Annotated in this window: 11 protein-coding genes; 4 read left to right on the forward strand and 7 right to left on the reverse strand. The window is 69.7% G+C overall.

Features of this window, described 5'->3' with window-relative positions:
* Positions 1-79 precede the first annotated feature (79 nt).
* On the forward strand, positions 80-1846 hold the full coding sequence (locus tag ACFWZ3_RS11265) for an SLC13 family permease (RefSeq protein WP_439707825.1): 1767 nt from the start codon (positions 80-82) through the stop codon (positions 1844-1846).
* A 280-nt stretch (positions 1847-2126) separates the two neighbouring features.
* On the opposite strand, the gene ACFWZ3_RS11270 is transcribed toward ACFWZ3_RS11265, so the two are convergent.
* Complete coding sequence (locus ACFWZ3_RS11270) at positions 2127-3125, reverse strand: helix-turn-helix transcriptional regulator (protein ID WP_439707826.1); 999 nt, start codon at positions 3123-3125, stop codon at positions 2127-2129.
* A gap of 125 nt (positions 3126-3250) precedes the next feature.
* On the opposite strand from ACFWZ3_RS11270, the gene ACFWZ3_RS11275 reads away from it, so the two are divergent.
* Together ACFWZ3_RS11275 and ACFWZ3_RS11280 are read left to right on the forward strand one after the other, a co-directional pair.
* On the forward strand, positions 3251-4165 hold the full coding sequence (locus ACFWZ3_RS11275) for a hypothetical protein (protein WP_439707827.1): 915 nt from the start codon (positions 3251-3253) through the stop codon (positions 4163-4165).
* Positions 4166-4251: 86 nt separating this feature from the next.
* A complete protein-coding gene (locus tag ACFWZ3_RS11280; RefSeq protein ID WP_439707828.1) occupies positions 4252-5058 on the forward strand; it encodes a DUF481 domain-containing protein in 807 nt (268 codons plus the stop codon).
* Positions 5059-5256: 198 nt separating this feature from the next.
* Here ACFWZ3_RS11280 and hemC read toward each other — a convergent pair whose 3' ends face one another.
* The 4 genes from hemC to ACFWZ3_RS11300 form a co-directional block, all read right to left on the reverse strand.
* Entirely contained in the window at positions 5257-6171 is a 915-nt protein-coding gene (gene hemC, locus ACFWZ3_RS11285; protein WP_439707829.1) for a hydroxymethylbilane synthase, read from the reverse strand.
* Positions 6172-6250: 79 nt separating this feature from the next.
* Positions 6251-6955: a LytR/AlgR family response regulator transcription factor gene (locus ACFWZ3_RS11290; RefSeq protein WP_439707830.1), complete on the reverse strand. Its 705-nt coding sequence runs from the start codon at positions 6953-6955 to the stop codon at positions 6251-6253.
* Complete coding sequence (locus ACFWZ3_RS11295; protein ID WP_439707831.1) at positions 6955-8004, reverse strand: sensor histidine kinase; 1050 nt, start codon at positions 8002-8004, stop codon at positions 6955-6957. The genes ACFWZ3_RS11290 and ACFWZ3_RS11295 overlap by 1 nt, the downstream gene beginning before the upstream one ends.
* A 539-nt stretch (positions 8005-8543) precedes the next feature.
* On the reverse strand, positions 8544-9209 hold the full coding sequence (locus ACFWZ3_RS11300) for an alpha/beta hydrolase (protein WP_439707832.1): 666 nt from the start codon (positions 9207-9209) through the stop codon (positions 8544-8546).
* A gap of 148 nt (positions 9210-9357) precedes the next feature.
* On the opposite strand from ACFWZ3_RS11300, the gene ACFWZ3_RS11305 reads away from it, so the two are divergent.
* On the forward strand, positions 9358-11781 hold the full coding sequence (locus ACFWZ3_RS11305) for a prolyl oligopeptidase family serine peptidase (protein ID WP_439707833.1): 2424 nt from the start codon (positions 9358-9360) through the stop codon (positions 11779-11781).
* Between the two features lie 93 nt (positions 11782-11874).
* Here ACFWZ3_RS11305 and ACFWZ3_RS11310 read toward each other — a convergent pair whose 3' ends face one another.
* Entirely contained in the window at positions 11875-12237 is a 363-nt protein-coding gene (locus ACFWZ3_RS11310; RefSeq protein ID WP_439707834.1) for a hypothetical protein, read from the reverse strand.
* A gap of 67 nt (positions 12238-12304) precedes the next feature.
* Entirely contained in the window at positions 12305-13159 is an 855-nt protein-coding gene (locus ACFWZ3_RS11315) for a helix-turn-helix transcriptional regulator (RefSeq protein WP_439707835.1), read from the reverse strand.
* Between the last annotated feature and the right edge of the window lie 71 nt (positions 13160-13230).

Below are 13230 nucleotides of genomic sequence, written 5' to 3' on the forward strand. Positions count from 1 at the left end.
TGCCAGCCGATACCCGCCCGAACGCCCCGCGCCGCACGCCCACCCCGGGTGGCTCCTCACGTCGCCGCGGAGCGCGCGCATGAGCTGGCAGGCCTGGGCCACGGTCGCGATCATCGTCGGCGCGATGGCGCTTTTCGCCAGCGAGAAGGTGCGTATCGACCTGGTCGCGCTGTTGGCGCTGGCGGCGCTGGTGGTGCTGCACATCGTCACGCCCGAGGAAGCGCTGTCCGGCTTCAGCAACGAGGCGACGGTGACGGTGGCAGCGATGTTCGCGCTGAGCCTGGGCATCGAGCGCTCCGGCGCGCTGGAACCGCTGACACGCCTGTTGATGCGCATCCGCAAGCCCTGGCTGTTGACGTTGGCGATGATGCTCGCGATCGCGCCGCTGGGCGCGTTCGTGAAGAACATCGCGCTGGTCGCCACCTTCCTGCCGCTGGCGCTGCGCGTGTGCCAGCGCACCGGCACCTCGCCGGCGCGCGTGCTGATGCCGATGGCTTATGCGGCGCAGATGGGCGGCGTGTGCACGCTGATCGGCACCTCCTCCAACCTGCTCACCGACAGCCTGGCGCAGAAGCACGGCCTGCCGCCGTTTGGCGTGTTCGAGTTCACCAAGATGGGCGCGCTGCTGGCGGTCGCCGGCATGGCCTACATGATGCTGATCGGTCGCAAGCTGCTGCCCAAGCACATCGACGCCGCGCTGCCGGAGGGCGGCGAGGTGGGCAAGTACGTGACCGAACTGGTAGTGGGCGAGGACTCGCCGCTGCTGGGCACGCGCATCGCCGATGCCCAGCTGGGCGACAAGTACGGTGTCTATCCGCTGGAGCTGCTGCGCGGCGAGCGGCGCATGTGGTCGCCACGCGAGCAGCAGCTGGCCGCCGGCGACGTGCTGCTGGTGCGTGGCGACTGGGAGAAGATCGAGGAGTTCCAGCGTCGCGCGCGCCTGCGCAACGCGCCCGATCAGCACTACGAGCGCGATGGCGACCGCCCCCGCGTGCTGGCCGAGCTGATGGTCGCGCCGGGCAGTCCCGCCGAGGGCCGGCGCCTGGCCGAACTGGGCCTGGACTGGCGCTACCGCGCCACCGTGCTGGCCGTGCACCGCCGCGGCCAGGTGTTGCGCGACAAGCTGAGCAACACCGACCTGGCGGTCGGCGACGTGCTGCTGGCGCTGGTCGACGAGGGCGGCATGCCCAAGCTGCGCACCGACGATGCGTTCATCGTGCTGTCCGAGCGTGACGACGCGCGCGGCAACATGCGCAAGGCCTGGATCGCCGCGGCCATCATGGTCTCGGTGGTGGTCGCCTCGGGCATGCACTGGCTGCCGATCCCGATCGCCGCTTTGTGCGGCGCCACGGCGATGGCGCTGACCGGCTGCTTCGGTCGCAAGGACATCTACGAGGGGATGGACTGGAAGATCATCATCCTGCTCGGCGCAATCCTGCCGCTGGGCCTGGCGATCGAGAAGACCGGCCTGTCCACGGTGGTGGTGCAGGGCGCCATGGGGCTGGTCGGCAGCCACGGTCCGCTGGCCGCGCTGCTGATGGTCTACCTGCTGACCGCGCTGCTCACCGAGCTGATGGGGCACAACCCCTCGGTGGTGCTGATGGTCAGCATTGCGGTGACCGTGGCGCACGCGGCGCACGCCGATCCACGCCCGTTCGTGGTAGCGGTGGCTTTCGCCGCGGCGACCTCGTTCGCCACGCCGGTGGGCTATCCGACCAACACCATGGTGTATTACGCCGGCGGTTACCGCTTCACCGATTTCATGAAGGTGGGCATTCCGCTGATTGCGCTGTTCTGCACGCTCTCGATGTGGCTGATTCCCCAGTTCTGGCCGTTTCATCCCTGACGGGCGGGGAATGGGGAATAGGGAATCGGAAATCGTTTAAAGGCGGTTCCGTGCCAACCGGGACGCGATCGCCACGGGCGCCCGACCTGAGCTTTCGTAGGAGCGCCCTTGGGCGCGACCGCCATGCCACATCGGAGCTCCGCGGTCGCGCCCAAGGGCGCTCCTACATGGTGCTTGCCGTTTCGCCGGGAAGGCGGCTGCGCACAACCGAATGGCCTCTTGGTGTCGCCCCGGCTCTTGAAGCGTAAGGCCACACGTTGCAGCGCGCAGGCTCTTGCTCCTAACGATTCCCGATTCCCGATTCCCGATTTCCGTAGGCCCCCAGCGCCATGTGCAGCAGGCTCTTCATCTCTTCGCGCAGCGGCAGCGGCGCCACCACTTCGGCATCCGGGCCGTACTTGAGCACGTCCATCAGCAGTTCGCGCGACTTGGAGTAGGGCACCTTGAGTTCGTAGCGCCCGTCCGGCAGCCACTCGCCCTTCTGCTGCGAGTGCCAGTGTTCGTCGGCGACCCAGCGGGCGGCGTGCGCGGAAAAGCGGATCGTGGCCCAGGCCTTGGGCTTGCCGGCGAAGATGCCGTAGCTGGAGGCGAGCAGTTCGTTGAGATCGGTTTCGGGCACGTCGATCGCCGGCTCGTCCAGCGCATGCGCGTCGCGGATGCGGTCCACGGCAAAGCTGCGCAGGGCTTCGCGGTCGTGGTCCCAGACGTCCAGGTACCAGTTGTCACGGTAGTGGGTCAGCCGCTGCGGCGACACCGTGCGCTTGCTGTCCGAGTCGGTGGTCCGCGCACGGTAGGAGAAGCGCAGGCGGCTGCGCTCGAGTACCGCGCCGGCGGTGACCCGGAACACCTGCTGGTCGAGCTTGCGCTCGCCCCAGGGGATCACGCGGATGCGCTCGATCGGCAGTGCCTTGTCCTTCTCCTGCCCGGTCAGCAGGCGCTCGATGCGCGCCTTGAACGGCGCCAGCGCGCCGGCCAGGACGCCGGGGCCGGAGCGGCCGATCAGCTCGTTGAGTGCCAGCAGCGCGGCCAGCTCGTCGGAGGTCAGCCACAGCCCCGGCAGTTCGAAGCGCTCGCCCTCGCCCACTTCGTAGCGGAACGCCGCCTGGTCGGTGCCGGCGCTTTCGATCGGCGCGCCCAGGCCGTCCCGCAGGAAGGCGATGTCGCGATAGAGCGTGGCCCGGGAGCACTCCAGCTCGTCCATCAGCCGCGCCAGCGGTACCGGGTAATGCGCCGATTTGAGAACCCGGTGCAGGGTCAGAATGCGTTCGTAGCGATCCATGGCATACCGCTGGGGTGGGAGCTTTGTGTAGCATGGGTACGGCCCGCGACGGCCGCAAGTCCGTCGCACGGCCCGGCACGAGAGCCGGGTCGCGGTTTTCCCCCAGCCGCCGAGCCTTCGATGTGATGCACCCATCCAGCGACATGCAGGCCTGTGTCTCCGGCGCGATGCGCGAGCATCCGCTGCCGCCGGCCTATCCGGTCTCGTTGCTGCGCACGCTGGCGCTGTCCGGCTATGGACTGTGGATGTTGCTGGGCCTGGCGCTGGCGCTGGGCATCTACCGTGGCGGTCGCAGCGAAGCCTTGCTGCCGCTGGCGCTCGGCGCGGCGTTCGTCAGCGCCGGGCTGGTGGTCGCCTGCCTGCACCTGCGGGGGCTGTCGGAGTGGCACGGCTGGTTCCCGGCGCGCCGCAGCCGGCCCACGCGCGAGGCGCTGCTGGCGCTGGCGGCCTACCTGCCGATGCTGGCGGTCGCTGGCCTGGTTCGTGGCGACAACACCTTCTGGGCGACCCGCGCGGCCGGCGCGGCCCTGGCCTTGTGCAGCGCGGCCAGCCTGGTCTACACGGTGCACAACTATCGGCGCCGGCTGCCGGCCGGCGTGTCCCGCTGTTCGGCGCAACTGCCGCTGAGCCGGTTGGTGGCATCCCTGTACACGGGCGGGCTGTGGCTGTGGTTGTGCCTGGCCGCGCAGGACGGCGCCGCGCATGCAGCTGGCACGCGTCCGTGGATCATGGTGTTGCTGGTGCTCGCCCTGCTGCTGGGGCTGATCGAGGGTTTGCGCTGGCAGGCACTCAGCCCGCCGGAAGGGCGTCCGTCGACGCAGCGCATGCGCGGGCGCACGGCGCGCTTCGTCGCGGCCCTGTTCACCTACGCGGTGCCGAGCCTGGCCTTGCTGGTGGTGGACCTGTCCGACGCAGGCGTGGCACTGGTGGCGCTGGCGGCAACCAGTTGCCTGCTTGGCCGTACCATCGAGCAGCGCGCCTACGAGGCGGCGCTGGCGCGGCTGTGCCGCGCGGACCATGCGCCCGCCCGGGACCTGTAAGCGGCGCGCGTGTTCACTGCTAGTTCAATCCGCCGCATTAAGGTGGCGGCCTCTCCGTTTTGACCCCCCATTCACTGGATCGCCCGATGAACAAGACCCTGATCGTTGCCGCGTGCCTGTTCGCCTTCGCCGGCGTGGCGCAGGCGCAGGACACCGATACCGCCACCGACAACGGCGGCTGGACCGGCTCGGGCGAGTTCGGCTTCGCCTCGGCGCGCGGCAACTCGCGCACCGAAAACGTCAACGCCAAGCTCGGCCTGAACCAGGAAAACGAGTACTGGAAGAACAACTTCTTCCTGAACGGCATGCGTTCGAAGGGCGAGGTCAGCGTGGTGGACGCCCAGACCGGGCAGACGGTCGACCGCTTCAGCACCACCGCCAACCGCTATGACGCCGGCGCCTCGGTCGGCTACAAGCTCGATCCGCGCAGCTACATCGTCGGCGCGGGCCGTTACGAACATGACGACTTCGGCGCCAACCTGTGGCAGGGCATCGTCTCGCTGGGCTATGGCTACATCGCGCTGAAGAACGAGCGCACGGAGCTGTCCTTCGAAATCGGCCCCGGTTACAAGCGCTACCGTCCGGCGGACACCACGATGCTGGTCGACGGCGAGACCGTCGAGGTGCGCCAGCCCACCGAGAGTGAGGTGGTCGGCCGCGGCCTGGTCAACTTCAAGTATCGCCTGACCGACAACACCGCCTTCGAGGATACGCTGCTGGTCGAAGCGGGCTCCAAGAACAAGTACTACCAGAACGACGCGGGCCTCTCGGTCAGCATGACCAAGAAGCTGGCGCTCAAGCTCGGCTTCCAGGTGCGCTACAACTCCGACACCCAGCCGGGCACGCAGAGCACCGACACGCTGACCACGACCAACCTGGTCTACAACTTCTAGCTTTATTGAAAGCTTTCGCGGCGCAAAGCGCCTCGTTTGCCTCCTCTCCCCCTGCTCTTATCAAGGACGGGGGAGAGGATTGAGGTGAGAGGCCAATCTTGCGGGGGACAACTAAGTGCTTGGCTCCGGAGCCGACACTCCCGCGAGCCCCGGCCCCTCATCCCGGCCTTCTCCCCGCAGGGGAGAAGGAGCAAAGCATCAGCCCAGCATCTCGCCCGCACCTTGCGCCAGTAAGGCGTCGGCCACGGCGCGGCCGAGCGCCTCGGCCTGTTCCATCGGACCGCTCGCCTCCGCCCGCACCAGTCGACCGCTGGCGGCATCGCCCACCAGCCCGCGCAGGTGCAGGCCGCGCTCGCCCAGCACGCACCAGGCCGCCACTGGCACGGTGCAGCTGCCGCCGAGCGCGTGGTTCATCGCACGCTCGGCGCTGACCGTCACGCGCGTGTCGGCATCGTCCAGCGCCGCGAGCAGTGCCAGCACGGCCGGCTGGTCCGCGTGCGCCTCGATCGCAATCGCCGCCTGTCCGGGCGCCGGCAGCCAGTCCGGCGCGGCCAGCCGCTGGCGGATGCGCGCGGCCAGGCCCAGTCGTTCCAGGCCTGCGCAGGCAAGCACGATCGCGTCGTAGTCGCCGGCGTCGAGTTTGGCCAGGCGCGTGTTGACGTTGCCGCGCAGGTCCAGCAGTTCCAGGTCCGGTCGCGCCGCGCGCAATTGCGCCTGGCGGCGCAGCGAGGACGTGCCGACGCGGGAACCCACCGGCAGCGCATCCAGCGTGGCGTGGTCGTTGCTGACGAAGGCATCGGCCGCGTCCGCGCGCGGCAGCATGGCCGGCAGCACGAAGCCCGGCTCCAGCTCGGCCGGCACGTCCTTGAGCGAGTGCACCGCCAGGTCCGCACGGCCTTCCAGCATCGCCACCTCCAGTTCCTTCAGGAACAGGCCCTTGCCGCCGATGGTGGCGAGCGGACGGTCGGCGATCTCGTCGCCGCGGGTGGTCATCGGCACCAGTTCGACGGCCAGGCCTGGATGCACGGCGCGCAGGCGCGCGGCGACGTGTTCGGCCTGCCACAGCGCGAGCGCGCTCTTGCGGGTGGCGATGCGCAGGATGGAAGGGGGCATGGGGACTCCGGCGATCAAGCTGAGTGCCCATTGTCGCCGCATTCGCCGGATCGCGCGTGCGGCGTGGCGCCCCAGGGCCTTACCCCGCGCGCAGCAGCTTGCGCACCGCCGGCAGGTTGCGCCGGCTCACCTCGGGGCTGAACTCGGTGCCGGCCAGCCGGGCCAGCACGCGGCCGTCGGCCAGGGTCTTCAGACCCAGCAGGCGCGGCGCCGGCACCAGGCAGTTACGGTGCAGGCGCACCAGCTGGGTCGGGTAGGCCTCCTCCAGCTGGCGCAGCGATTCCTCGATCAACAGCTCGCCACCGGCGTGGCGCACCACCACGTATTTCTCTTCGGCGAGCAGGCAGACCACCTCGGTCAGCGCGATGCGGACCTGCTCGCCGCGCAGCCGGCCGCGCAGGTAGCCGACCGGTTCGGGCGGCGCGGCGGCCAGGCGCTGGCGCGCGCGCTGCAGGGCCTCGCGCAGCCGCTCCAGCCGCACCGGCTTGAGCAGGTAGTCGACCGCGCCCAACTCGAACGCGGTCAGCGCGTGATTCTCGTAGGCAGTGCAGAACACCACCTGCGGACGCGCCTGCCCGGCCAGCCGCGCGGCGAGCGCCGCGCCGTCCAGGCCAGGCATGTTGATGTCCAGCAGCAGCAGGTCCGGCTGCGTCTGTCCGATCGCCGCGAGCGCCGCTTCGCCGTCGGCCACGGCGCCGGCCACCACCACGCCGTCGCATTCGCCCAGCAGGGCGGCCAGGCGCGCGCGCGCCAGCGGTTCGTCGTCGACGATCAGCACGCGCATCAGCTCGGCTCCGCCGGCGGAGGTTCGAGCGGCAGGCGCAGGCGCACCACGAAACGGTCCTCGTGCGGCCCGGCCTCGACTGCCGCGCGCGCGCCGTAGCGATAGGCCACCCGCTGGCGCACGTTGGTCAGCCCGTGGCCGTGGCCTGGCGTGGTCGGCGCAACGGGCAGCGGGTTGCTGACCTCGATCAGCAGGGCGTCCCGGTCCAGCACGCCGCGCAGGAGGATCTGGCCGCCTTCGCGGCGCGGCTGGATGCCATGGCGCACGGCGTTCTCCACCAGCGGCTGCAGCAGCAGGCGTGGCAGCGGGTAGTCCATCGGCAGGCTGCCGAACTCACGGCGCACGCGCAGGCGTTCGCCCAGGCGCAACTGCTCGATGGCGAGGTAGCGTTCGACCAGGGCTAGCTCCTCCCCCAGCGTGCCATCGCGGCTGCCCGACTGGCCGAGCGCCGCGCGGAACAGCTCGCACAGGTCCTCGATGGTGCGCTCGGCGGCCGTCGGGTCGACTCGCACGAGCGCGGCCACGGTGTTCATGCTGTTGAACAGGAAGTGCGGACGGATGCGCGCCTGCAGCGCATCGACCTGCGCGTGCGCCACCGCGGCCAGGCGTGCCTGCCACTGCGCCAGCACATAGAAGTAGCGCAGCATCGCCGCGCCCAGCAGCGCGGCGATCAGCAGGTTGTCGCGCACGAACGCTGACGGCGCGGTCCGGACCAGGTTCAGCTGCAGGGCGACGTCCATCCAGCGGGCCACCGCGCTGGCCAGCGCCACCACCAGTTCGATCAGCAGCCACACGCCGGCATAGGGCATCCAGCCACCCAGCCGCTGCAGCCAGGGCCGCGCGTAGCAAAGCGCCAGCGCGATCAGCATCGACAGCCACGTTACGAACAGCATGCCGATGCTGTAGCCGCGCCAGCCGCGCGTGTTGTCCGGCGCCAGCCACATCAGCGTGACGGTGAGTGCGCCCACCGCGAACAGCGCCGCGACCGCCGGCAGGCGGCAGAAGTCCGGCAACGGGTTGGGCGCACGGGCTGGGCGGGGATCGCTCATGCGCATCAGTATGCCGCAGGGGTTCGCACGCTGGCCCCGGTCCTACCCACGCTCACGGGGGAAGGTGCCCGAAGGGCGGATGGGGGAGGTCTTGCGAAAGGCCACCCGGGCATCGCGCCCAAGAGCGCCCCCATCCGCCTGTCGGCACCTTCCCCCGCGTTCGCGGGGGAAGGCTTGGCATGGAGACGCGGCAGAAGTCGGCAAACACTGGCTCAGGTCCTTCACCCGTTTACGGGGGAAGGTGCCCGAAGGGCGGATGGGGGAAGTCTTGCGAAAGGCCACCCGGGCATCGCGCCCAGGAGCGCCCCCATCCGCCTGTCGGCACCTTCCCCCGCGTTCGCGGAGGAGGGCTCGGCATGGAGACGCGGCAGAAGTTGGCAAACACTGGCTCAGGTCCTTCACCCGTTTACGGGGGAAGGTGCCCGAAGGGCGGATGGGGGAGGTCTTGCGAAAGGCCACCCGGGCATCGCGCCCAGAAGCGCCCCATCCGCCTGACGGCACCTTCCGCCGCGTTCGCGGGAGAAGGCTCGATATGGAGACTAGGCGAGGCGTGCGCCAAGCCAGCGACGCAGGTCGGCGATTTCCTCGGCGCACACCGAATGCGGCATCGGGTAGGTGTGCCAGTCGACCGCATAGCCCAGGCCTTCCAGCACCACGCGCGAATCGAGCCCGCGCTGCAGCACCACGATCGGGTCGGCGCTGCCGTGGCCCCAGAAGATCGGCACCCCCGTGTTGGCGTCGCTGCGCTCGGGCGCCAGCGTGGCGCTGATCGGAAGATAGGTGGACAGCGCCACGATGCCGGCCAGCGGCTGCGCGTGGCGCAGGCCGGCGGCGAGCGCGATCGCGCCACCCTGCGAGAACCCGGCCAGCACGATCCGCTCACTCGGCACACCGCGTTCATGCTCGCGCGCGATCAGCGCCTCCACCGCCTCGATCGCGCGTCGGATGCCCGCCTCGTCCTGCGGCGCGCGCGCATCGAAGCCGTAGATGTCGTACCAGGCGCGCATCGGCACGCCGCCGTTGATGCTGACCGGCTGTACCGGCGCATGCGGAAACACGAAGCGCAGCGCCGGCCAGGACGCATCCACCAGTTCCGGCACGATCGGCGCGAAGTCGTTGCCGTCGGCGCCCAGCCCGTGTAGCCAGATCACGCTGTGGCGGGGAGCGGTGCCGGTCTCGCGTTCGACGGTCGGAAGCAGGTTCATGCGGGCTCCAGCGGCAAGGACGAAACGGTCAGTCTCGCCCATGCCTCCGGCCATCGCCAGCCCGCGCACCGTCGCCGGGACGTATGGCGCTTGCGGCCCGGGCAGGCTTGGCTATGCTCGGGTGCTTTGCCACTAGCGGAGCGCTTGCATGCGTCGACTTCTCCTGGCGGGCCTGGCCGCCTTCACCGCGCTGCCGGCGCTGGCGGCGCCGCCCGCCCAACCGCTGGACCTGGAAACCATCATGGCCAACCCCGACTGGATCGGGCAGCCAGTGGAGTCGCCGTACTGGAGCGCCGACGGACAGGCGATCTACTACCAGCTCAAGCGCGACGGCAGCGAGGTGCGCGACCTGTACCGGGTGGATCCGGCGACCGGCCGCAGCGAGAAGCTCGACCCCGCCGCGGTGGCCGGCGCCGACGCCCCGTCGGTGTACGACCGCACCCACCGCTACGCGGCGTTCGTGCGCCACGGCGACGTGTTCCTGCGTACCCTGGCCGACGGGCGCACCGTGCAGGTGACCCAGACGGTCGAGGACGAATCGGCGCCGCAGTTCTCCGCCGACAGCCGCGCGCTGCAGTACCGCTCGGGCAACGACTGGTACCGCTACGATCTGGCCCGCGGCGTCAGCGCGCCGGTGGCGGTGCTGAAGTTCGCCGACGACCCGGACCAGAAAAAGACCGACGCGCTGGAGGACGAACAGCTCGAGCTGTTCTCCACGCTGCGCCAGCTCAAGGCCGACAAGGACGCCGAGAAGGCCAACGCCCGGGCGCTGGCCGCCGCCGATCCGGGCCGTGCGCCGCAGCCGTTCTGGCTGGGCGACAAGATCGTCGCGGTCGACACCGAACTTTCGCCCGACGGTCGTTGGCTGCTGGTGGTGACGCGGCCGAAGTCCTACGAGACCGGCCGCCACCCCAAACTCACCCACTACGTCACCGACTCGGGTTATGCCGAAGGCGAGGACACCCGCGTCTACGTCGGCCATAACGAGCCGGCGGCGCAGTCGCTGCTGCTGCTGGACTTGCGCGAGCACCGGCACTACGCGCTGCCGACCGACAGCCTGCCGGGCATCAAGGACGATCCGCTCGCATCGATCCGCGCGCAGACCGTCGCGGCGCTGAAGAAGGCCGGCAAGGACGATGACGCCGAGGCGCTCAAGGCGCCGGAAGTGCGTCCGGTGCGCATCGTCTCCAGCGCCGAGGACGGCGGTGGCGGCGGCATCGTGTGGAGCGCGGACGGCAAGAACCTCGCGATCCAGCTGCGCGCGATCGACAACAAGGACCGCTGGATCGCCAGCGTCGACTTCGCCCGCCACGCGCTCACCAACCAGCAGCGCCTGCACGACGACGCCTGGATCAACTGGAACTTCAACGATTTCGGCTGGCTGAAGGACAACCGCACGCTGTGGTACCTGTCCGAGGAAACCGGCTGGTCGCAGCTCTACGTCAAGCCGCTGGACGGCAAGGCCAGGGCGCTGACCTCCGGCACGTTCGAAGTGAGTCACCCGCAGCTGTCCGAGGACGGCCAGTGGTTCTATCTGCGCACCAACCGGGTCGCGCCCTACAGCTACGACGTCTACCGGGTGCCGAGCGCCGGCGGCGAGCTGGTCCGCGTCACGCAGTACCAGGGCATGGACGGGTTCGCGCTGTCGCCCGATGGCAGCCGCCTCGCCGTGCTGCATTCGGCGCCCTACGTGTTCGACCAGCTGGCCGTACAGCCGGCCGCCGGCGGCACGCCGCGCGAGTTGACCCACACCATGAAGAGCGCCTTCACCGCGCACGACTGGATTGCGCCGAAGATCGTCCAGGTGCCTTCCAGCCACGGCGCCGGGACCATCTACGCCAAGTACTACGGCCCGGCCGACGAGAGTGCCGCAGCGAAGCCTGCGGTGATCTTCGTGCACGGCGCCGGCTACACGCAGAACGTCACCCTGTCCTCGCCCTACTACTTCCGCGAGCAGATGTTCCACAACATGCTCGTGCAGAAGGGCTACGTGGTGCTGGACATGGACTACCGCGCCTCCGAGGGCTACGGACGGGCCTGGCGCGACGCGATCTACCGCCAGATGGGCCACCCGGAGCTGGAGGACCTGCTCGACGGCAAGGCCTGGCTGGTGAAGCACCACCATGTGGACCCGAAGCGCGTGGGCATCTACGGCGGCAGCTATGGCGGCTTCATGACCGAGATGGCGCTCTTGCGCGCGCCGGGCGAGTTCGCCGCCGGCGCCGCGTTGCGCCCGGTCAGCGACTGGCGGCTGTACAACCACGAATACACCGCGAACATCCTCAACACGCCCGAACTCGACCCGCGCGCCTACGCGATCAGCTCGCCGATCAACTTCGCCGACCAGCTGGCCGACCCGCTGCTGATCGAGCACGGTTTGATCGACGACAACGTGCTGGCAGCCGATTCGATCCGCCTGTACCAGCGCTTCATCGAGCTGCACAAGAAGAACTTCTGGATGTCGCTGTACCCGATGGAACGGCACGGCTTCGTGCATCCGGATTCGTGGTACGACGAATACCGGCGCATCGACGAGCTGTTCGACACCTACGTCAAACCCGCCGGGCGTTGATCCTGTGTAGGAGCCCGCGCGCGGGCGATGCCTTTCGCTCTCGCGGGGGCCAAGGCATCGCCCGCGCGCGGGCTCCTACAGGGTAAGCCGGCTCTAGGGCCAGGCGGCGATCAGCAACAAGACGAATCCCGCCACCGCGATCAGCGCATGCACCACCACCAGCCACTTGGGCAGCGCCAGCCGCTTCCAGTGGTAGCCCAGGTTCATCACGATGCCACCGGCGGCCGCCAGCAGGAACAACAGCAGCGCGAGCTGCGCCATGCCGGGCAGGCCGGTGGTGAAATAGTCATAGACCAGCAGGGTGACGGCGGCGCCGGCGATGAAGCCGTGCCCCATCGCCAGCCAGGTCGGCGGGTGCGGTTTGCCGGCGAAGCGGATGCCGGCCATCAGCAGGCCGCCCAGGGCGGTCAGGACCAGCAGCACCACCGCGGTACGCATGCTCAGCATCGGTTCCATGATCGCGCTCCGTTGCGGGAAATCGCGCCGATCGTCGATCCGCCCGCGTGACGTGCGCGTCAGCCGCTCAGGCCGGCAGTGCGGCGCCGTCGACCAGCTCGACCATGCGCGTGAAGCAGGCGTCCGAGGCGGCGTCGGCCGGTACGAAACAGAACACCGTGGCGCCGTCGGCCTGGCCATCGCGGATCGGCAGGCGCGTCGAATGCACGCAGAAGTGGCCCAGCCGCGCGTCGAACAGTGGCAGTTCCAGCGCCGACAGCGGTGCGGTTTCCTGCTGTTCCCACAGGCCGGCGAACTCGGCGCTGGTCTGCACCAGGGCTTCCACCAGCGCGTCAAAACGCGGGTCGTCCGGATGCGCGGCGTGGCTCATGCGGAAGATCGCGACCAGGTTGGCTGCGCTGCGCATGAAATGCGGCTGGTAGAGCACTCGCCGCGGCGGATGCATGAAGGCGTTCCACACGTGATTGCGCGCGAACGGCCCGCGCACCGCCTCGAAGTCGAACAGGAAGTCGGCGTAGCGGTTGTAGGCGAGCAGGTCGAACAGCGGGTCGAGTACGAACGCCGGCCCCTGGTAGCGCTCGAGCATGCCCAGGATCGGCGTCGGCACGCGGATCCGCGCAGGCGCAGGTTCCGGCCGCGCGAGGCCGGCCAGGGCGAACAGGTAGGCCTCGTCGCTGGGCGACAGTGCCAGCGCACGCGCGATGCGCGCCAGCGCGGCGGCCGAGACGTTGATCTGCCGGCCCTGCTCCAGCCACGTGTACCAGGTGAGCCCGACGTCGGCCAGCGCGGCCACTTCCTCGCGGCGCAGGCCGGGCGTCAGCCGGCGCTGCCCGCGCGGCAGGCCGACCGCCTCCGGCGTCAGCGCCGCGCGGCGCGCGCGCAGGAAGGCCTTCAACTCGATGCGTTGCATGCGCGTGCTCATCGTGAGCCCCGGGAGAGGAACGGGTGGTAGTGGGGGTACCAGCAGTATCGGCTGCCTGCCCATGGTAACCG

It is taken from the genome of Frateuria sp. GZRR35, from assembly GCF_051900415.1.
Classification (GTDB): Bacteria; Pseudomonadota; Gammaproteobacteria; order Xanthomonadales; family Rhodanobacteraceae; genus Frateuria_A.